Here is a 19,929-nt window from a genome sequence, read left to right as displayed (position 1 = left end):
AACCTGAAAGCGCAGAAGGATGAATCTTTTCACAGCGTTAACGATAACCCGATTATAATGGACTCACCTGTATCCATTATAATGGCAAAGGAGCGAACCTGTATGGAAATCCAGCTTGTCCGACACGCCACGCTGCGCGTGACATACGCCAACCGGACGCTGCTTGTCGATCCGATGCTGAGCCGGGCGGGCGAACTCGCGGCCACTCCCAACACGCCCAACCAGCGGCCCAATCCGCTTGTAGAGCTGCCCGTACCGGCGGAAAGCGTGATTGCCGGGATTGATGCCGTCCTGGTGACACACATCCATCGCGATCATTTTGACCAAGCGGCTGCCGACTTGCTGCCCAAGGAGATTCCGGTTTTTTGCCAGCCGCAGGATCGGGAGCGGCTGACGGAGTGCGGATTTTTAAATGTTACGCCGGTGGCGGATGAGATCGTCTGGGAAGGAATCCGCCTCGGGCGGACGGGCGGCCGGCACGGCACCGGGGACATCGGTGAGAAGATGGGGCCTGTCTCCGGATTTGTGCTGCGTGCGGAGGGGGAACCGTGCCTCTACCTGGCCGGCGACACGATCTGGTGTGAAGAGGTGGAGCGGGCCGCCGCCGACCATCGGCCGGAAGTGGCGGTGGTCTTTGCCGGAGCTGCCCAATTCGTAACCGGCGGTCCCATCACGATGACCGCTGAGGACGTCGTTTGCCTGGCCGGCGCCTGCCCGTCCGCTCGGATCGTCGTCGCCCATATGGAAGCGTGGAATCACTGTCTGCTGAGCCGCTCCGAACTGCGCGCTCACCTGCGGGAGCGAGAGCTGGACGGCCGGGTGCTGGTGCCGGAAGACGGCGAAGTGATGCGGTTTGACAAAACACTCCCTTGAAGAGGGGAGTGTTTTTGTTTTTGGATGACGGTTTTTCGAGGGGGAGAAAATTTAGAAGAAATTGCAAAAATAACTAAAATTGGTAATTGATATAAATTTCGGAATTATGTATAATTGAGCCACAGATACCAATTATAACCAAATTTAGGAGGGCGATTGTATGAGGAGGCAAAGGAAAAAGCTGTTGGGAGGCATGGTGTTGTCAGCAGCATTGGTACTGTCCGCGTTTTCAGGAGGTGCAGGGGCTGTTGATGAAAGCACAAACACAAGTTCAAGTTCGGACAAGCTTCGGGTGCTGATTCAGCCGGATAAAAGCGTGAGGTCGCTGAAGGCAAGCCTGAAGAGACAGCTTGGAGAGCGGCACGACTTTGACGACCTGGGCTTTACCACCGAAGTGACGGAAGAAGAACTGAAGAAATTGACGTCGGACAAGTCCTTGAAAGTTACGCTGGTCAACACGCTGTCGATTGCCGAGTTCCAGGAGGAGGGGCGCGTCGAGGCAATGGCGACTCCTTCCGACCGAACGCCTTGGGGGATCGAAGCAATTTATCGGAATTCGTCGATCCAATCCACCAGCGGCGGCAAAGGGATTCGCGTAGCCGTCCTGGATACCGGCGCCTATACCGCGCATCCTGACCTGTCGGCCAATGTGGAGCAGTGCTACAACTTCACTACGAGTTCGCCTGTCGTGAATGGTTGCGCAGATGGCAACGGACATGGGACCCACGTTGCGGGTACCATCCTCGCCAACGGAGGAGGAGGCAGCGGCATTTACGGCGTCGCTCCGGAGGCCAAGCTGTGGGCGTATAAAGTGCTGAGTGACGGGGGCAGCGGGTATGCGGATGATATCGCCTACGCGATCCGCTACGCCGCTGATCAAGGCGTCAGCAAAGGGGTAAAAGTGGTGATTTCCATGTCGCTTGGCTCCTCCGCGAAGGATTCGTTGATTGCCAATGCCGTGACCTATGCCCAGCAGCGAGGAGCGCTGGTGGTAGCGGCAGCCGGTAATTCCGGTCCTTCCGCCAATACGATCGGCTATCCGGGAGGGTTGAAGGATGCCGTAGCAGTAGCCGCTCTGGAAAATGTACAGCAAAACGGCACGTATCGTGTGGCTGACTTCTCTTCCCGGGGTAATCCGTCAACGGCCGGCGATTACGTAATTCAGGAGCGGGATGTGGAAGTATCCGCGCCGGGACGGTCGGTCGAATCGACGTGGCCCAATGGCGGATACAACACCATCAGCGGTACGTCCATGGCAACGCCGCATATCTCCGGATTGGCAGCCAAAATCTGGGCGTCGAATCCGACATGGAGCAATAACGATGTCCGTGCGGAGCTGCAAAAACGCGCGAAAGCAAATGACATCAAGGGAGGCATCAGCGCGGGGACAGGCGATGACATTGCTTCCGGCTTCGGATTCCCGACCGTCCAGGCTGGTGATCAATAAGCAAAGAAAATCAGCTGCCTGATCTGATGCGAAAAAAAGCCTGCACAACATGGGTCAACAGGCAGGACTCCCCGGCACAGTATAAGTCTGTGCCGGGGTTTTTTGTTCAGCAGCCGATGTCTTCCGAGTTCCGATACAGCTGATGCCGCACGCTGCAGCGCCCGACAACGGGCCTTTTTGTTTGGGTGCAATTCCACCATTTGACAATGGGGCGCTTACGTAATAAAATGTTTTTACGTGAATGAATCCTTTTCTGAGGTGTTCAATGTGGAACAGGAAGTGTTGGAAACATACGTGGTCGAGACGCCGGAGCAGGCGATGGCCCTGCTCAACCCGCTTCGCGCAGAAATCCTGAGCCGGCTTGTCGAGCCTGCCTCCGCCGCCGAGGTGGCCCGCGGCATCAACGAAATCCCGCAGCGGGTCAACTACCATCTCAAGGCGCTGGAAAAAGTGGGCCTGGTGCGCCGGGTCGGCACCCGGAATGTCCGCAATCTGGTCGAAGTGCTGTACCAGGCGATCGCGCGGACGTACGTCCTGTCGGAGACGCTGAACTGGCCGAAGGAAACCGTTCAGCGCATCAAAGACCAAGGCTCCTTGTCGCACCTGGTCACCATGGCGGAGCGGATCAAGCGGGACTCGCTGCTCTTGATGGAGCGGTCCGACCGGGATGTAGAGATTCCCAGCGCTACGCTGGACACCAGTATCCGGCTGGCCGGCCCGGAACAGCGAAGCGCCTTTGTCCGTGAATACGTGGAACTGGTCAACCGACTGGTGGAGAAGTACCAGTCAGCAGACGGGGAGGACAGCTATAAGGTGGTGCTGGCCGTCTACCCGCAGCTTTCACAAGGAGGAGAAGAATGATGAGACCGCAGGCAAAACCGCAATCTGTCGTCGTGTGGGAAACGGGCGCCGAACGGAACGGCAGTGTCGTTTCCCTGCCCGCGCACAAAGTCGGGGAGACAGGCAGGACACAGGAGGCCACGGTCACCAGATGGACGGTGGGGCCGGAAGAACGGCCGGCCACCGTGACCGTTGTCTCATCCGGCTTTGGCGAGGAAAAAGCAGCCGCGCCGCAAGCTGTGCTCATGCGTTTGGCGGCATAGCGGAGGCTTGCCCGGGCCGGCTGGGGAAAGTGCATCTGCCGTCTGTCGCCGCAGCCCATCGCCATCCATTCAAGTCCGTAAAGGGGGCATTCTGATGAATCTCGTACCGGTTGTCGTGGAACAGACGAATTACGGAGAGAGATCGTATGACATTTACTCCCGCCTGTTGAAAGACCGGATTGTTTTTCTCGGCAGCGCCATTGACGATCAAGTGGCGAACACCGTCGTCGCCCAGTTGCTGTTTCTCGCAGCGGAGGACCCGGACAAGGACATCCACCTCTACATCAACTCTCCGGGCGGTTCGGTCACGGCCGGGATGGCCATCTTCGACACGATGCAGTTCATCAAGCCGGACGTTTCCACCATCTGCGTCGGTCTGGCCGCGTCCATGGGCGCTGTGCTGCTGGTGGCCGGTGCCCCGGGCAAACGCTACGCCCTGCCCAACGCGGAGATGATGATTCACCAGCCGTGGGGCGGCAGCCAGGGGCAGGCGAGCGACATCAAGATCCAGGCGGAGCGCATTTTGCAGCAGCGCCGCATGCTGTACCGCATCATTTCCGAACGCACCGGACAGCCGCTGGAAAAGATCGAGCGCGACGCAGACCGCGACTTTTTCCTGTCTGCCGAAGAGGCCAAGGCGTACGGCCTGATCGACAAGGTCATCGAACGGCTGTAACGGAGGGGGAACCGGAATAAACCTGCTGGTGTTGGGCGGAACGCTGGAGGGAATGGGAGCACTGCGGCCCGGATCAGAGGGGTGTCGCGAGAGGGCGATCCAGCTGCACTTTCACGTTGCTTCCGTTCACTTCCACGTATCCGTTCGGGAGGGGAATCCGGCGGTTTACCTTTTGCCGGATCAGCTCCTGGATGGCCGAGACCGCTTGGGCGGACGGGGCGAATGCATTCACGGCCTCGCAGACGGTCTGCACGCTTTGGGGATAGCTGATCTCGGCGGTCAAAAACACGGTGGCGCGCTGCTCTTCAAACTGAACATACCCCGAGATCGCCTTGTCTTTGGAAAAGAGAATGCGGTTATCCTTTACGTCCAGGTCAAAATCGGAAGCGAGCATGAATTGCTGGAAGGGAGACGGGGTGTGACGCAGCAGGGTCTGCACGTCATCTCCGCCCCCGAGCAAGAGCGTCCCGATCAGCAGCGCTTTTCCGCTGATCAGGCCGGCGAAATACCGTTTTGAGAGCGCCCGTTTCGCCTTTTTGTACATGGCGCGCAGCATGGCGCGGACGGAGAAGACGATCAAGCCGAGTGCGATCAACAGCAGGATCATGGATGTAGTGTCTTGCGGCAGCAGAAACATGAACGACCTCTCCTTGTTGATGGATTCAGCGAAACATACGTTCCTATTGTACCGGGTTTGCCCTGTCATGGGAATACAATCATGCGCGGCATGTGAAAATGAAAACAGGGACCGCCTCTTCTCCCGTGGGAGAAAGGGCTGTCCCTGTTTGCTTATGGACGTGGAAGGCAGGGGATTACTCCTGCCCCTTCAATGTGACTTTGACCTTCACCGTTTCCTGCTCGTCCGGATTTTCTTTGGAGGAAATGGTGACGTAGAGCGTGACCGTTTCGCTGTCCGTTTCCGGAAGGGCCACAAGAATGCCATCGTTATCAATCAGCTCTGGCTTGGAGCTTTTGGTGACTGCGTAGGTGACGTCCTCGGATTCAGTCGGCAGCGCCAGGACTGCTTCCCCGATCGTCTCCGTGTTGACGATGTCCGCCTGGAACGCAGCTGCGGTCTCTTTCAGGCTGCTGCGAGCCTCTGACGCGGCTGACTCGTCGAACACCGGCTCTTTTACCCGCAGGGCTTTCCACAGCTCATAGATGTCCAGCACTTGCCCCGTTTCCGGATCGATGACGTAGGCGACGAGGCGCAGCTTGTACTTGCCAGGCGGCAGCATCCTCGGCACCAGCGAACCGGTGACGTACGTGCCGTCAATGTTGGAGATGGTAAACGGCCCCGGTTCAAATGGTTCGAAGTCGTTGAAGCGGACAGCCATCGTACCGATGTACGTGTCGTCCAGGCTCCACGCCTCCAGTTCGATCAGGTTGACTCCGGTCGCCTGGAGCTCTGCCTCTACGGTAATGGTGTCATCCTTGCCATCCCCGTCGGGAGAGAGGGTGGAGCTGGAGAGTTTCATGTCGGCCAGACCGAAGTGGGTGTCCTCCGGTTTTTCGCCGACGTGGACGACGAACGGCACATGCAGGTCCGGGTACCTCTCGTCCCTGCTCCTCAGCACCACTTCCCCTTCGTACACGCCTTCTTCGGCGTCTTTGTCGGGTGCGAGGCTGAGCGTAAACTTGGTCCGTTTCTTCGCTTTGGCGGAAATCGTATCGCTGGACAGCTTCACCTTGATGTCGCGGACGTCAGGAGTCTCTTTCGGATGCCACGGGTCGGTGGTAACGGCGGTGTGCATGATCACTTCGGCATCGTAGGTGACGTCCACTCTTGACGTGTTTTTCAGCTGCAGGGTCTTGGTGACCGGTGCGCTGCCCGGTTTCATCAGGCCAAAGCTGGTATTGGCGGTGTAATTGTTGATCGTCTCCGGCTCATAGTCTTCGTTGAGGATGGTCACCGGCTCCACGACTTGCAGCACGGCCGGGGTCTTCATTGCGGCCAGACCGTTAACGCGCCCGGCTCCCTGGGAGTAAACATCATACAGGGTGCCCTCCTCGTCGTAGAGGCGTTCCGCCGTATTGACGAGCGCTGCTTTGACCTCAAACGGGGTCCACTCCGGATGGGCCTGCTTCAACAGCAGCGCCAGGCCGGCCACGTGCGGCGTCGCCATGCTGGTGCCGTTGAAGCGGGCGTACGCCTTGTCGTACTGGGCGCCTTCAATCAGCTTGCCCCAGGCGGGTACGCTGGAGAGGATGGAGACGCCAGGAGCGGTGACGTCCGGCTTGATGGCGTAGTTGTCGCCCATGACCGGACCGCGCGAACTGAATCCGGCCACCTTGTCGCCGGGATCGTTGGTGGTCGGGTAGTCGCCGGAGAAGGTAAACGTCAGGGTCTGGGCCTTTTCCGGATCGCTCAGCAGTTCCTTGGCCAGCGCTCGGCCTTCCACCCCTCTCATGTCAAAGGTGGGAATCCCCTCCATTTGATCGCCCAGGATGGTGTCGATGTAATCCCCGCGTTCCTGGGGCGGGAGATCCAGGTCGGCCAGTCCGTCGCCGTCCTTGTCGTTGCCGTTGAAGATGACGATGGCGGCTGCGCCGGCTTTCTTGGCGTTGAGAATCTTGTCCGTAAATGCAAGCGTGCCGCGGGAGACAAGCGCTACCTTGCCCTTTACGTCTACATTGGCAAAGTCCTGAGCGGAACCCAGGTTGGCGTACACGACCGGCAGCGGATCGGTGCCGATCAGATCACGGAAGTTGTTTTGATTAATCTGCCATGCCATCACGTGGAAGTTGTAGGTGTCGCCAAAAGACGACGTGGCAGAGGCGTCGTACAGCACGCTTGGCGGTGTCACTGCGCCTACCGTGATGGGCAGTTTGGCTCCGGCCGGCGAACCAGCCGTATAGTAGTAGCGGCCCGGCTCGTCTTGTGCCGAGTTGCCGTTGGCGATGACGGTGATCACGCCTGCCCGCATGGCGTTGTTCACCGCGATCGAATCGGGGGAGTCGGCGTTCTTTTCCATGGCGGCACCGAGCGACAGGTTGATGACGTCCATGCCGTCTCTCACTGCTTTTTCGATGCCGTCGATTACCTGCGCGGAACTGCCGCCGTCACGGCCCAATACGCGGTACACGTAGAGGTCGGCTGCGTAGGCAACCCCTTTTACCTGTACGTCGGAATCCTTGTTTTTGGCCCGGCCGACGATGGTGCCGGCGACGTGCGTGCCGTGGGATGAGCCTTCGTACCCCGTTCCCCTGCGGTCGTCATCCGGGGAGATGGGCGCTTCCTCGTAGGGGTCCTTGTCGTTGTCGAACGAATCATAGCCGCCTTTGTAGGCATCCTTCAGGTCTGGATGCAGGTAGTCGACACCGGTGTCGATCACCCCGACCTTCAATCCTCTGCCGTCCAGCCCCTCTTTCCACATGTCGAGGACACCGATCTGCTTCAGCGGAGCGATGTCGTATTTGTACGAACCGCTATCGGCCGTTTCCACATCGGGGACGGAGTAGGTGGTGTTTTCATAGACAGCCTGGACCTGGGGCAGTTCTGCCAGTTTGGGAATCTCGTTGGCCGGCAGGGTCAGCTCCATGCCGTTGAATACGAGGGAAAACTGGCGCTCTACGTCAAGGTCGATGTTCTTTTTCCGCGCTTCTTTCAGGAAAGAAGAGTGTTCCCGTGCGACCCGGCTCTCCTGTGAACTGGTCGAGCGGGAGCCGCGGCGGTATTCCTGCGATACGGCCGCCGGTTCCGATTTGAACTGGACGATGACGCTCACCTTTTTGTCGGATTTCGTGTTGAGACGGGGAGAGATTTTGGCTGTCCGGGTCCCTTCGGTGACGACTGCGTTGGTGATGCTGTTCAGCTTGGACAGTTCCTGTCTGCTCAGCTTCTCTGAGGCGTACACGTTGTACGGCAGGGACGTGAGCAGCAGGACAGCTGCGAGAGAGAGCGAGGCAACGGTTTTGCTCGTTTTTTTCACACTTTCTCCTCCTACCAAAAAATAAAAATTCATAAAGTCGCTATTGGTTTTCGGTATTGTGGAAGAGATTTCCTTGTTAAAAAAATTCTTTTTTTTCGCCATATTTCGATAAAAATTTCCCTTTTACAGGGGGACAGAGACAAAAAAACATCCCCCTTCCGCGGGGAAAGGGGACTCGCATCCAAGCGTCATGGCATCAGCATGGCCGGCATCAATTCCTGGAACAAATCCTGGTGCTTCATCATGAGGGACTGCGCGGCCGTGCCCGCTTCCTGCTGGATGGACATGATTTCTTCGTCGGTCACTGTTGCGATGTTGACGGCATTTTCCGGGGTCATGGCCGGAATGTTGAGCGGCTTTCCAAACTCTTCCTTCACTTTTACGTTCAGGCTGATGCCCTTCGGAATGTCGGGCGCTGCCTTGTCGAAATTCAGCTTGATCGTGCCTTCGGAATCGCGTTCGCTGTCGGTTTTTGTCGTCGAGAAGCGGCCGGAGAGGGCAATGTCTTCCGGATGATCCTCGCTCTTCAGGTTCAGCGTGAAGTCGTAAGTGCCCGTCTCTTTTTTGTCCTGCTTGCTGATTTCGAACGTGGTGGACAGATCCAGTTTCGCTTCCCGTTCGACGTTTACCAGGACGCCGATGGTGCCGGTCGTTTTGTCGCTGTGCGTGGTGCCTTTGTAGCGGAACGTCATCTCGCCTTTTTCGCCGTGGTCGTCTACATACAGGGAGTAGCGGCGGTACTTGTCGGCTCCGTTAGCAAAGGCGACGCTTTGCCAGAGGTTTTGCTCTTCCTTGCCCTGCTCGCTGGTGATCATCAGCTTGCGGGAGAGGATTTCATCGTCGCTGTTGATGAGCATCACCATTTTGAGCTGGTCGTTCGTGCCAGTGGTCCTTTTCAAATCGGCCAACATGTCGTCATACACCTTGACGTATTCTTTCTTGAACTCCTCTTTGGACAGTTCCTCCACGTCCTGATACCCGCTGTCTTTCAGCAGCGAGGCGACGTTGTGGTAGCGGCCATAGACCAGGTCGAACAGCTTGTCGTCGGATTTGGCCTTTTCCGCTATTTTCGTCATAAGTGCTTTTGCTTCCTCGTCGGTGAAGGTGACAGTCACCTCGCGGACGCTCGTCTGGTAGCCTTCCTCGGAGAAGGAGGCGTTCTTGTTCATCGTCACCTGGCTGTCTTTCAGGCTTTCCGCGTACAGGAGCGCATACGGCTTGATCACGTCGGCCACTTCATCGCGGGGGACTTTCACTGCCTCGTACAGGTCGCGGGGCGTGATCAGGCGCTTGGGCAGCTCTTCGCCAAATCGCTCCTTGATCGTGTCGCGGTCTTTCAGGTCCACGTAACCGTATTTGGGGTAAAAGTCCGGGAGCCGGAAGCCTATTTTGGTGTCATCGATGAAATAGTCCAGCGTAAGGAGCTTGCGGTCTTTCAGATGCACCTCCACACCGCCGGACTGCTGCCGCTTGGACTCGTCCACGTTGGACTGGATTACCAGTTTGGCGCTTTTCAAGAGGTCCAGGATTTTTTCGGCCTGCGGGTTGGGAGGAGTGCCGTCGACGGTGATTTGACTCAGTTCGGTCGTGGAGTGAACCGGTTTTTCCAGGTACGGCTTGATGTACTCTTCGTATTCGTTAAAAGATTGGGAAATATCGTCGGACAACTGGGCAAAGTTGTTTGCCTCCGCCTCCAGATAGACCGTTTTGGCGCTTTTGAACAAATCCAGCTTGGCGTACGCTGTGCCCAGTCCGCCCAGCACCGCGATCCCGGCCGCCCCGATCACGAGCAGAGTCTTCTTGAAGCGTTTGCGCGGCGGAATCACGTTTGTAGTGGTTTCCATAATGTTCCTCCTTGTATGGTTTCTCTTCACTATATGGGGCGCTGTGGATAGGATTTTTCCCCCGACACCGTATTGTACCACAAGCAAGTGGAAATGATGCCCATATTTTTGAAAAAATTTATTAATAAAAGGAAAATCATACAGGGAATATGAGGAGGAACAACCATGTTTCGGATTGGGCAGCTGGCGTACCTGCAGCGGGAAAACAGGACGTACTGCCGATTGGGCAGAATGATATAACGCATGGTTATCATGAAGGAGGGAGCGCCGTGGATATTCGGGTGCTGCAAACATTTGTCATGGCGGCTGCCACGGAGAATTTTCACCAGGCGGCTGAAGCGTTGTATATCGCCCAGCCGACAGTCAGTCAGCACATCCGGACGTTGGAGCGGGAATTGGGAATCAATCTGTTTGAACGGGTGGGCAAACGCGTCCGGCTGACACCGGCCGGGAAGCGGTTTCTGCCGCATGCCAAAGCGCTCCTGGAACAATGGCACCACGGCCTGGAGGACCTTCTGGCGTGGCGGCAGGGGTACCGGGAGAAGCTGCAGATTGCGGTCTCTCCGATTATTGCCCGCACGCGGTTGTCCCATTTGATTCACCGCTATACCAAGCTGTATCCGGACGTGGACCTCTCCATCAAAATCGCTGACTCCGTGGAGATCGGTCCCATGGTGCAGAGCGGGCAGGCCGATCTCGGGCTGACGCGAATGGTCCCGGGCGAACTTACGCTGCATACATACAGGCTGTACGAAGATCCGGTCGTGTTTGCCGTTCCCCACAGCGGCGGAGATATGGAGGCCCCGCTGCCCGACTGGGAGCAGGAACTGCAAACCAAACGGCTGCTGACGCACAATCACCCCGGCTACTGGGACGATCTGCTGCTGTTGCTGAGGCAGCGCGGACTGTCGCTGAGGACGATGGCTGTTTCCCAGGTGGACATTACCAAGGCGTTTATTGAGGAAGGGTTGGGCGTCTCCTTTCTGCCCCGCTCGGCCATCAGCAGGGAGTTGTTTGAAAACCGTTTTATGGAACTACCCACGCCAGGCCTGACCATTCCGAAGGTGGCGACCTACCTGGTGCTGCCGAAGAGAAAAGGAAAAGGAAGCGAACCGGTCCAGCGATTTGTCGACATCCTGGCCGCCTTGTACCCACCGCTGCCAGAGGTGCACGGGGCGGGCCGGGCGTGAAGGGACAAATCAACGACCTGCCGGGGGTTGAAATTGATTACGGTTTTTAATTGATATACCTGGATTATTCTATTTCCCTTATCGTTTTTGTATCGATATACTGATTACAAAGAGAATGGACACGAACAGACTGGAGAAGAAGGAGTGGTGTGGATGAGTCAACAGCATACATTAGCCATTGGGTTGGAAGGCATTGCGGTCGCCGAAACCGACCTCAGCCTGGTGGACGGCCTTAATGGCCTGCTCGTCTACCGCGGCCATTGGGCGCGCGACCTGGCGATCAACCATACGTTTGAGGAAGTGGCCCATCTGCTGTGGTACGGCCATCTGCCCAACGAACAGGAGTTGGCCGAGCTGAAGGGCAAACTGAATGAAAACCGGGAACTGCCGGACCACGTCAAGCGCATTCTCGACCTGATCCCGGCCGAGGTGGACATGATGAGCGTGCTGCGCACCGGCGTATCCGCACTGGGCAGCGCCGATTACAGCTGGCCGCCGACGCTGGACCAGGTCATTTCCCTGACGGCGAAGATGCCGACAATCGTGGCGTACCGCTACGCCCGCCTCAACGGCCGCGAGCCGCAAGAACCCAATCCCGCTCTGGATCACACGGCCAACTACCTGTACATGCTGAAAGGACAGGAGCCCAACCCGGCTCATGTGCGCGCGCTGGACGCCTACCTGATTCTGACGCAGGAGCACGGCATGAACGCCTCCACGTTCTCGGGACGCGTTGTCAGCTCCACCCAGTCCGACCTGATTTCGTCGATCACGGCCGCCATCGGCGCGCTGAAAGGACCGCTGCACGGCGGCGCACCGTCCGAAGTGACCGAGATGATCGAAGCGATCGGCACCAAGGAAAACGCCGAACCGTGGATGCGCGCCAAGCTGGAAAAGGGAGAACGCCTGATGGGCTTCGGCCACCGCGTGTACAAGACCGTCGATCCGCGCGCGACTGCGCTGCGCGTCGTGGCGTCGCAGCTCTCTGGAGACGATCCGTGGTTTGACCTGGCGACGCACGTGGAACAGGTAGGATTGAAGCTGCTGGAGGAATACAAGCCGGGCCGCAAGTTGAACACCAACGTGGAGTTTTTCGCCGCTGCAGTCATGCGGGCAGTGGGCCTGGACGATACCCTGTTCACGCCGACCTTTGCCGTCAGCCGTGTCGTCGGCTGGAGCGCTCATATCCTGGAGCAGGCCAAAAACAATCGAATCATTCGTCCGCAGTCGAATTACACCGGTCCGATGCCGAAATAACATCGGGCCCGGCTGTTGATACAGTTTGCGCTTTTGACGGGAGCAGCCCTGTGGGGGGCTGCTCCTTTCATTTTGGGCAGCCGCTCAATGTTTCGATTGATCGTTTTTGAACGAAAAATGATTGTTAATGATCGTTTGTGGTTGTTTATGACGGAAAAGTGGGGTATAATGACGGTACGATTCAACATGTATTTTTCCCGTTCCGGAAAGGAGGGTGCAATTGCTAACGCCTGAACGTCATCACATCATCTTGTCCCTGCTCAAAGAAAAGGATGTTGTCCGCATCCACGAGCTGGTGGAAGCAACAGGGGCATCCGAGTCGACCATCCGGCGCGACCTGAGCGAATTGGAAGAACAGCGGCTGCTCAAGCGCGTTCACGGCGGGGCGTCTTCCTTGCAGAACAAGATTGAAGAGCCTACGGTTTTGGAAAAAGCGGTCAAACGCGAGAAGGAGAAAACGGCAATCGCTCGGTATGCTGCCAGTCTGGTGCAGGAACGGGACTCGATTTTCATCGATGCCGGCACGACCACGTACCAGATGCTGCCGTTCCTTCCCTACGACAACATCGTCGTGGTGACCAATAGTCCCGACATGGCCCTGCAGCTCAGCAAGCGGAACATCAAGACAATTTTAATTGGCGGTGAATTGAAAGCGGCAACATTGTCGCTGGTGGGGCGCGATGCCCTCAAAACCATCAGCCAGTACCGCTTCGACAAATGCTTCCTGGGCATGAACGGGGTCGACAAGCACCACGGCTTGACCACGCCGGACCCTGACGAAGCGTACGTGAAGCAGTTGGCCCTGCAATTTTCCGACGAGCGGTTCGTGCTGTGCGACTCCGACAAGTTCTCCCGCGTCACGTTTGCCAAAGTGGCCGACTTGCGCGAGGTGACGGTGATTACCGACGACGGCTTGTCGCAAGAAGAGCAGCAGGCGTACAGTCGATTAACAAATCTCAAAGTGGTGAAAGCATGATTTACACAGTAACCTTGAATCCTTCTATTGACTACCATGTATGGGTTCCTGCCTTGGACAAAGGGACCATACACGAAGCGCACAAAGAGTGGAAGGATGCGGGGGGAAAAGGCATCAACGTCTCCAAAGTCCTGCGGCTGTTGGGAGTGGACAGCACGGCCCTGGGATTTGTCGGCGGATTTACGGGCGCGTTTATCCGGCAGCAAGTCGAGCGGGCCGGCATTGCGCATCAGTTTCTTTCCATCGAACAGGATTCTCGAATCAACATCAAGATCAAGGCCGACACCGAGACTGACATCAGCGGCGTCTCCCCGGAAATCCCGGCGGAAGCGCTTCAGCAGCTGTTTGCGCAGATCGACCTGTTGGGGCCGGACGACTACCTGGTGCTGGCGGGAAGCGTGCCGAAGAGCTTGCCGCTCGACATCTATCCGACGATCATGAAACGGCTTCAGGGCAAAGGTGTCCGCGTGTTTTTGGACGCGAAGGGAGAAGCGCTGAAAAGCGGATTGTCGGAACAACCGTTTTTGATCAAGCCCAACCATCACGAGTTGGGGGAACTGTTCGGGGTGGAGATCACCACGCACAACGAGGCGATCGCCTGCGGGCGAAAGGCGCTGGAACTGGGTGCGCAAAACGTGATTGTCTCCATGGCCGAGCAGGGTGCCGTATTCGTCAACCGTGAAGTGGCATTCGCCGCGCGGATTCCCAAGCGAAAACCGGTCAATTCGATCGGGGCGGGAGACTCCATGGTTGCCGGTTTCCTGTATGCGCATACAAAAGGGTGGCGGGCGGAAGAGGCGTTTCGCTTCGCTGTTGCGGCGGGGACCACGACCGCACTGTCGGAAGGGTTTTGTACGCATGAAACAATCCGCACGTATTTACCCGAGATCAGCGTGATCACAGTGGAATAAACACAGGGCAATAAAAAAGGGGGCAATACCATGCAGCATCACATTCGCATTGCCGATTTGCTGAAGGCCGACACGATTGTGCTTCACCTGGCAGCGAAGACAAAAGAGGAAGTGCTGGACGAACTGATCGCCACGCTGGATGAAGCCGGTCGTCTGCACAGTCGGGAAGAGATGAAACAGGCGATTCTGGCCCGCGAGGCACTGGGTTCGACCGGGATCGGGGACGGGATCGCCATCCCGCACGCCAAAACGGCAGCGGTCAAAACGCCCAGCATCGCTTTTGGATTGTCCAAAGAAGGAATCGATTTTGACTCGCTCGACAAGCAAAAAGCGCATCTGTTCTTCATGATCGCGGCGACGGAGGATGCCAACCAGGCGCATTTGGAGACGCTGGCGCTGCTCTCCCAGATGCTGATGGACGAATCGTTCCGGCAGCAGTTGATGCAGGCGGAAACCAAACAGCAGGTCGTGGACATCATCTGCCGGAAAGAGCAGGACATTCACGGTGAAAGTGAAAGCGTTTCCGACGCACAATCCGGCGTCGGAGTGAAAATTGTCGCCGTAACCGCGTGCCCAACCGGAATCGCCCACACCTACATGGCCGCCGATGCGTTGAAGAAGAAAGCCGACGAGCTGGGCATTTCCCTCAAGGTGGAGACAAACGGCTCCGGCGGCGTGAAAAACAGGCTGACGGAGGAAGACATCGCCGAAGCGGCAGCCGTCATTGTGGCCGCTGACAAACAGGTGGACATGGAGCGCTTTGCCGGCAAAGTGGTGATCGAGGTGCCGGTGGCGGAAGGCATTCGCAATGCGGAAACGCTGTTGAAACGCGCGGTGAACCGGGACGGGGACGTTTACAGCGGCGAAGCGAAGGTTGGTTACAAGGAAAAGATTGATCAGGCGAAGGCCGAAAACAAACAGAAGCAGCCCGCTGTGTACAAGCATCTGATGAACGGGGTATCCAACATGCTGCCGTTTGTCGTGGGCGGCGGCATTATCATCGCGCTTAGCTTCATGTTCGGGATTAAGGCGTCCGATCCAAATGACCCGTCTTTCCACCCGCTGGCCAAGGCGCTGATGGATATCGGCGGTGGCACAGCCTTTGGCCTGATGATCCCCGTGCTGGCCGGGTTTATTGCCAAGAGCATTGCCGACCGCCCGGCTTTTGCGCCCGGCATGGTCGGCGGGATGCTGGCGGCTTCGTCCGGCGCCGGATTCCTGGGCGGGCTCATTGCCGGGTTTCTGGCTGGCTACACGGTAGCCGGATTGAAAAAGCTGTTTGCCGGACTGCCGCAGTCCCTGGAAGGCATCAAGCCGATGCTGCTCTACCCGCTGTTCGGGATTATGATTACCGGATTTGTTATGATGTACGTGGTGTCAGAGCCGGTAGCGGCCGCCAACGCGGCGCTGGGTGACTGGCTGAAAAACATGAACCAGGGCAACGCCGTACTCCTGGGCATGGTGCTTGGGGCCATGATGGCGTTCGATATGGGCGGTCCGGTGAACAAAGCGGCCTTTACGTTCGGGATCGCGATGATTGCCGAAGGAAACTACGCTCCTCACGCGGCGATCATGGCGGCAGGGATGACCCCGCCGTTGGGCCTGGCGCTGGCAACGCTGCTGTTCAAGAAGAAGTTTACGGATGAGGAACGGCAGGCAGGCAAAACCGCCTGGGTGCTGGGTGCGTCATTTATTACCGAAGGGGCCATTCCGTTTGCCGCGGCTGATCCGACGCGCGTCATTCCTTCGATCATGGTGGGCTCCGCAGTTGCGGGCGGTCTGTCGATGCTCTTTGGTTGTACGCTGCCTGCGCCGCACGGAGGGGTGTTTGTTCTGCCGGTCGTGGGCAACGCTGTCCTGTACCTGGTTTCGATTCTGGCCGGTACGGTCGTGACGGCACTGATGATCAATCTGCTCAAGCGAGCAGCAAAAGAAGGAACAGAGTAAACACAGAAAAAACAAGGAGTGGATGAAACATGCTGACCAAAACATTCGTCATTCAAAACCCGACAGGGATGCACGCACGTCCCGCTTCGCTGTTTGTGCAAAAGGCGACGTCGTTTAACTGCGAGATCAACCTCATCAAAGGCACGAAAAAAGTGAACGGCAAAAGCATTATGGGCGTGATGACCCTGGGCTTGGCCAAAGGCGACGAAATCACGCTGGAAGTAAGCGGCGAACAGGAACAGGCGGCCATGGAGGAACTGGGCAAAATCCTCGAAATGGTGCACGAATAGAAAACGCACATGGGACTCTCCGGATGGGGAGGGTTCCTCAGACCGCCTAAAAACTCCCTCTTCTGCAAGCGCAGAGAGGGAGTTTTGACGTATTTGCGCATATATGCGCAGTAAAAGAAGCGGCCCGTAGCAGCGCGAAGCTCTTTTCTCCTCGTTTCTCCACAGACAGTTGTTGGCACCGGGGGGTCTGTCAATGATTTTGTGTAAACTCCAATAGCCGTTAGGCTCAGCGGAGATATGGTTGAACTCGCTCCGGAAACTGAACGGACAGTTGTAACAGAATTTGGCCCCAGTTCTGAACTCTCCCCGTCCACTTTCGTAACACATCCATGGTTGCCAGGTAGAGCATTTTGAGCAGGGCTTCGTCTGTAGGGAAAATGGCTTTTCCTTTGGTGACTTTTCTCAGTTGGCGATGGTAGCTCTCAATGACATTGGTTGTGTAGATCAGTTTGCGAATTTCGGGTGAGTACTTGAAGAAGGTGGAGATTTCCGCCCAGTTCGTACGCCAGGAACGGACAATAAGGGGGTACTTTTGTCCCCACGTCTGCTCGAATTGATTCAGTTCTTCCAAGGCGGCCTCTTCCGTGGCCGCTTTATAAATCGGCTGCAGGGCCGACGTGATCTTCTTGATGTCTTTGTAGGAAACGTATTTGATCGAGTTGCGAATCTGGTGGATGATGCACTTCTGGATTTCCGTGATGGGATAGCAAGCGGAAATGGCCTCGGAGAAGCCGCGAAGATTGTCCACACAGGTAATGAGGATGTCTTGCACGCCCCGGTTTTTCAACTCGTTTACGACATGAAGCCAGAACTTTGCCGATTCATTTTCCCCGATCCAGATGCCAAGTACATCTTTGTGGCCTTCCAAGTCAATGCCAATGGCCATGTAGGCGGCTTTGTTGACGATGGCACCGTCTTGTTTCACCTTGAAGTGAATGGCATCCAGGAACACGACCGCATATACCGCCTGCAAAGGACGGTTTTGCCATTCTTTGATCAGCGGGACGATCTTGTTGGTCACGTTGGAGATGAGGGTAGGAGAAACCTCGATGCCGTAGAGCTGCTGCAGGTGATCCTGAATGTCGCGGGTAGAAACACCCTTGGCATACATGGCAATGATTTGGTCTTCGATACCCGTCACGTTCGTTTGGTTCTTTTTGACGATGGTCGGCTCAAACTCACCGGCCCGGTCACGCGGAACCTGAATGTCCACATCGCCGTACTCGGAACGCACCTTTTTCTTGCTGTAGCCGTTCCGGCTGTTGGTGGTTTTCTTGTTTTTCGTGTCGTGCTTGGCGTAGCCAAGAGATGTCTCCAGTTCGGCTTCCAGCATCTCTTGAAGGGTGTCGGCAAACAACTCCTTCAGGGCCGATTGGACGTCTTCCACCGATTGCATGTTCTTTTCCTTGATCCACTGCTTGAGTTGCTCTTTGGTCATCAGGCTCATGGGCTCTCCCAACCTTTCTTAGAATTCATTGTACTCTATTTTGAAGGTTAGGAGTTTACACAAAATAGTTTATAGACTCGCACCGGGCCAACGCAGCCTCTATCTCTTCACTAAATTGAAAAATCGAATAAAATCGTAATTTTTACAGAAAAGCGTGTAGATCTTGTACTTTGGGTACTTAGTCTACACGCTGAGCCAGATAGTACGCTGCTTGGATTATATATCACTTGTTATTCGATTTTTTCATTTTGTTCTTCTTCTCTGCTTTCTCTTTTGCTTCTTTGTTTAGTTTTTCAATATCTTTGTCCGTTACATTAAAGTGCTTCTTAAAGTTAGTCAATGTCCTATCTTCTGGATTATTCTCGTCCATCCACTGGTTAAACTTATCTTCCCCAACGTAGTCTATCAAAATTTGATCAATAAAATATTCAGGGTTATCATACTTAAAATCAATTTCGATGTGATCGCTATGTTCGCTTTCATCGGCCATTAATGATCTAAATTGATTTGGCCAGAAATATTTTGGATTTATTGTATCTGAGTAATCTGGGGTTGTATCATTCCCATTGTTTACATCAAAGTGCAAGTGATAACCTCTTCCATCCTCCTCTCCTGGTGCCCCTGTATTACCTGATTCAGCAATTTCTTCTCCCCTACTTACATAATCATATTTGCCAACATAGTAGTCGTTTAGATGAAGATATCGCGTAATGAGGTTATTTCCATTTGGATCCTTATCATTATGTTTGATTGTTACATACTTAGCTCGAGGAGATGTATATATTCCAACCCCGACAACTTGACCGTCAGCAACCGCATAAACTGGTTTAAGTTTCACTCCAATATCAATTCCCTTGTGTCTCCCATCGGAGCGGTTTTCACCGTATTCTCCGGTAATTGTGTAACTAGTAGTTGGCCATCTCCACCCCAGCGGTGCATATGGATTATCTGGATCATACATAGGGACTACATCCGCACTCTTAGAGAATGCAGCATTAGAAGCACCAAATGATAATAAAACAGCAAACAATCCTAATGTAACTCGTTTCACTTCTTGTCAACCCCTCTTCCAAAAATTATAATTTGTACCCTCATTCTACCATTTTGTTACAAAAATTACAATTTGGAATTTCTAGAATTTTCTTATATAATATCATGCTGCAGTTGAGGGGAGGGTGAAGCAGTTAGACTTAGAAGTTCGTAGTTTCAGTAATAGCTATGGCGTACAACTACAAATAATCAAAATATTTCCTGACTGCGGAAGGGGATAACAGTTAGTGTGTATAGGTATTAGGAATTCCCAGGGTATCTGTTGGGATACCCGGCTCCAGGGGAACAAATGAAAATCATGACGAAAGTATTGTGTATGGGTAGAGAAGGACCATTAAACAATAAGCGTAAACACAGGGGCTGCGAATGTAGTCATTACTATCTCCTTCCCACAAGTGACAATTCTTTCACCTTTCGATATTTAAACATTGCGCAAAATCAGGTGATTTACTAGTTTTAAAGCACTTAAGAAAATTTTATTGATAAATGGCAAAAAATTAGGTAGGAAAATATGTTTTTAAAAGAGCCGATCAATAGTTATCTCATTTATTACCGGAATTTAGAGGGTATCTATGAATAAAATGAAAAATGTGTGACTGAAGCAAGCGCCGGTGTAAAGGAGAATCAGCGCTCTGCTGGGTAGAAACCTAACAGCTCGTATGTAGAGGGGCACAGTACTTTTGGGACTGTTCTGGAACTGCTGGAGGCTTATCAAAAAGCATTCAGCTCCGAATGTCAAACAGTGAAGGACATCGGTGTATCTCGTTTAAAAATCAGCTACGTTGGCAGATCGCGAGGAAGTATAAAGCGCTGAAAGTTTGTTCATCTTGGAGGCTTTCCAAACAGTCGAATGTGACATAGTCAGTTGGCTTATGGCAGTCTGTACCATGCCTGGAAAATTGGTTCCCCCCAGGCATGCAAAGATGTTGAAAAATAATCCATTTCATTAATATAATTGGGAATATCCCACCAGATGGATATATCTC

16 protein-coding genes are annotated in these 19,929 nt (G+C 55.0%); 11 read left to right on the top strand and 5 right to left on the bottom strand.

Features of this window, described 5'->3' with window-relative positions; all coding sequences use genetic code 11:
• The first annotated feature begins 102 nt into the window (after positions 1-102).
• The 5 genes from Q7F15_RS18765 to clpP all read left to right on the top strand — a co-directional run bounded on the left by Q7F15_RS18765 (position 103) and on the right by clpP (position 4,099).
• Positions 103-873, top strand: coding sequence for an MBL fold metallo-hydrolase (locus tag Q7F15_RS18765; protein WP_171566112.1), 771 nt, complete (start codon positions 103-105; stop codon positions 871-873).
• Positions 874-1,033: 160 nt separating this feature from the next.
• On the top strand, positions 1,034-2,320 hold the full coding sequence (locus tag Q7F15_RS18760; RefSeq protein WP_171566113.1) for a S8 family peptidase: 1,287 nt from the start codon (positions 1,034-1,036) through the stop codon (positions 2,318-2,320).
• A gap of 267 nt (positions 2,321-2,587) precedes the next feature.
• On the top strand, positions 2,588-3,181 hold the full coding sequence (locus Q7F15_RS18755) for a winged helix-turn-helix domain-containing protein (protein WP_304414790.1): 594 nt from the start codon (positions 2,588-2,590) through the stop codon (positions 3,179-3,181).
• Complete coding sequence (locus Q7F15_RS18750) at positions 3,178-3,423, top strand: hypothetical protein (RefSeq protein ID WP_230077667.1); 246 nt, start codon at positions 3,178-3,180, stop codon at positions 3,421-3,423. The genes Q7F15_RS18755 and Q7F15_RS18750 overlap by 4 nt, the downstream gene beginning before the upstream one ends.
• Positions 3,424-3,517: 94 nt before the next feature.
• Positions 3,518-4,099 (top strand): ATP-dependent Clp endopeptidase proteolytic subunit ClpP, encoded by a 582-nt coding sequence (clpP, locus tag Q7F15_RS18745; protein WP_171566116.1) that lies wholly within the window; start codon positions 3,518-3,520, stop codon positions 4,097-4,099.
• Positions 4,100-4,172: 73 nt separating this feature from the next.
• Here the strand turns inward: clpP and Q7F15_RS18740 are convergent, their stop codons facing one another.
• The 3 genes from Q7F15_RS18740 to Q7F15_RS18730 all read right to left on the bottom strand — a co-directional run bounded on the left by Q7F15_RS18740 (position 4,173) and on the right by Q7F15_RS18730 (position 9,875).
• Entirely contained in the window at positions 4,173-4,736 is a 564-nt protein-coding gene (locus Q7F15_RS18740; RefSeq protein WP_171566118.1) for a hypothetical protein, read from the bottom strand.
• Positions 4,737-4,911: 175 nt separating this feature from the next.
• A complete protein-coding gene (locus Q7F15_RS18735) occupies positions 4,912-8,031 on the bottom strand; it encodes a S8 family serine peptidase (RefSeq protein WP_304414789.1) in 3,120 nt (1,039 codons plus the stop codon).
• A gap of 188 nt (positions 8,032-8,219) precedes the next feature.
• Positions 8,220-9,875, bottom strand: coding sequence for a DUF6583 family protein (locus Q7F15_RS18730; RefSeq protein WP_304414788.1), 1,656 nt, complete (start codon positions 9,873-9,875; stop codon positions 8,220-8,222).
• Positions 9,876-10,144: 269 nt separating this feature from the next.
• Here Q7F15_RS18730 and Q7F15_RS18725 point away from each other — a divergent pair, with 269 nt between their 5' ends.
• The 6 genes from Q7F15_RS18725 to Q7F15_RS18700 all read left to right on the top strand — a co-directional run bounded on the left by Q7F15_RS18725 (position 10,145) and on the right by Q7F15_RS18700 (position 16,446).
• On the top strand, positions 10,145-11,065 hold the full coding sequence (locus tag Q7F15_RS18725) for a LysR family transcriptional regulator (RefSeq protein WP_230077670.1): 921 nt from the start codon (positions 10,145-10,147) through the stop codon (positions 11,063-11,065).
• 153 nt (positions 11,066-11,218) lie between these two features.
• Positions 11,219-12,322, top strand: coding sequence for a citrate synthase/methylcitrate synthase (locus tag Q7F15_RS18720; protein WP_304414787.1), 1,104 nt, complete (start codon positions 11,219-11,221; stop codon positions 12,320-12,322).
• A gap of 220 nt (positions 12,323-12,542) precedes the next feature.
• Positions 12,543-13,298: a DeoR/GlpR family DNA-binding transcription regulator gene (locus Q7F15_RS18715; protein ID WP_171566125.1), complete on the top strand. Its 756-nt coding sequence runs from the start codon at positions 12,543-12,545 to the stop codon at positions 13,296-13,298.
• A complete protein-coding gene (pfkB, locus tag Q7F15_RS18710) occupies positions 13,295-14,209 on the top strand; it encodes a 1-phosphofructokinase (protein ID WP_304414786.1) in 915 nt (304 codons plus the stop codon). Before Q7F15_RS18715 ends, pfkB begins: the two co-directional genes overlap by 4 nt.
• A 30-nt stretch (positions 14,210-14,239) precedes the next feature.
• The gene (locus Q7F15_RS18705; RefSeq protein ID WP_304414785.1) at positions 14,240-16,156 is read left to right on the top strand and encodes a PTS fructose transporter subunit IIABC; all 1,917 of its coding nucleotides are present in this window, start codon (positions 14,240-14,242) and stop codon (positions 16,154-16,156) included.
• Positions 16,157-16,185: 29 nt separating this feature from the next.
• Positions 16,186-16,446, top strand: coding sequence for an HPr family phosphocarrier protein (locus tag Q7F15_RS18700; protein ID WP_230077674.1), 261 nt, complete (start codon positions 16,186-16,188; stop codon positions 16,444-16,446).
• Between the two features lie 226 nt (positions 16,447-16,672).
• Here the strand turns inward: Q7F15_RS18700 and Q7F15_RS18695 are convergent, their stop codons facing one another.
• Positions 16,673-17,893, bottom strand: a complete 1,221-nt coding sequence (locus Q7F15_RS18695) for an IS256 family transposase (RefSeq protein WP_230076618.1) — start codon at positions 17,891-17,893, stop codon at positions 16,673-16,675.
• A 223-nt stretch (positions 17,894-18,116) separates the two neighbouring features.
• Positions 18,117-18,944: a M23 family metallopeptidase gene (locus Q7F15_RS18690; protein ID WP_230077675.1), complete on the bottom strand. Its 828-nt coding sequence runs from the start codon at positions 18,942-18,944 to the stop codon at positions 18,117-18,119.
• Positions 18,945-19,929 lie beyond the last annotated feature (985 nt).

Source organism: Brevibacillus aydinogluensis (genome assembly GCF_961514395.1).
GTDB lineage: Bacteria > Bacillota > Bacilli > Brevibacillales > Brevibacillaceae > Brevibacillus > Brevibacillus aydinogluensis.
This window is presented reverse-complemented; position numbering and strand designations above follow the sequence as displayed.

Excerpts from the sequence above, each read along its gene's own strand:
- Q7F15_RS18730 (WP_304414788.1), bottom strand. The coding sequence starts at position 9,875 with ATGGAAACCACTACAAACGTGATTCCGCCGCGCAAACGCTTCAAGAAG.
- Q7F15_RS18705 (WP_304414785.1), top strand. The coding sequence starts at position 14,240 with ATGCAGCATCACATTCGCATTGCCGATTTGCTGAAGGCCGACACGATT.
- Q7F15_RS18700 (WP_230077674.1), top strand. The coding sequence starts at position 16,186 with ATGCTGACCAAAACATTCGTCATTCAAAACCCGACAGGGATGCACGCA.
- Q7F15_RS18720 (WP_304414787.1), top strand. The coding sequence starts at position 11,219 with ATGAGTCAACAGCATACATTAGCCATTGGGTTGGAAGGCATTGCGGTC.
- Q7F15_RS18765 (WP_171566112.1), top strand. The coding sequence starts at position 103 with ATGGAAATCCAGCTTGTCCGACACGCCACGCTGCGCGTGACATACGCC.
- Q7F15_RS18760 (WP_171566113.1), top strand. The coding sequence starts at position 1,034 with ATGAGGAGGCAAAGGAAAAAGCTGTTGGGAGGCATGGTGTTGTCAGCA.
- Q7F15_RS18740 (WP_171566118.1), bottom strand. The coding sequence starts at position 4,736 with ATGTTTCTGCTGCCGCAAGACACTACATCCATGATCCTGCTGTTGATC.
- Q7F15_RS18750 (WP_230077667.1), top strand. The coding sequence starts at position 3,178 with ATGATGAGACCGCAGGCAAAACCGCAATCTGTCGTCGTGTGGGAAACG.
- pfkB (WP_304414786.1), top strand. The coding sequence starts at position 13,295 with ATGATTTACACAGTAACCTTGAATCCTTCTATTGACTACCATGTATGG.
- Q7F15_RS18695 (WP_230076618.1), bottom strand. The coding sequence starts at position 17,893 with ATGAGCCTGATGACCAAAGAGCAACTCAAGCAGTGGATCAAGGAAAAG.
- clpP (WP_171566116.1), top strand. The coding sequence starts at position 3,518 with ATGAATCTCGTACCGGTTGTCGTGGAACAGACGAATTACGGAGAGAGA.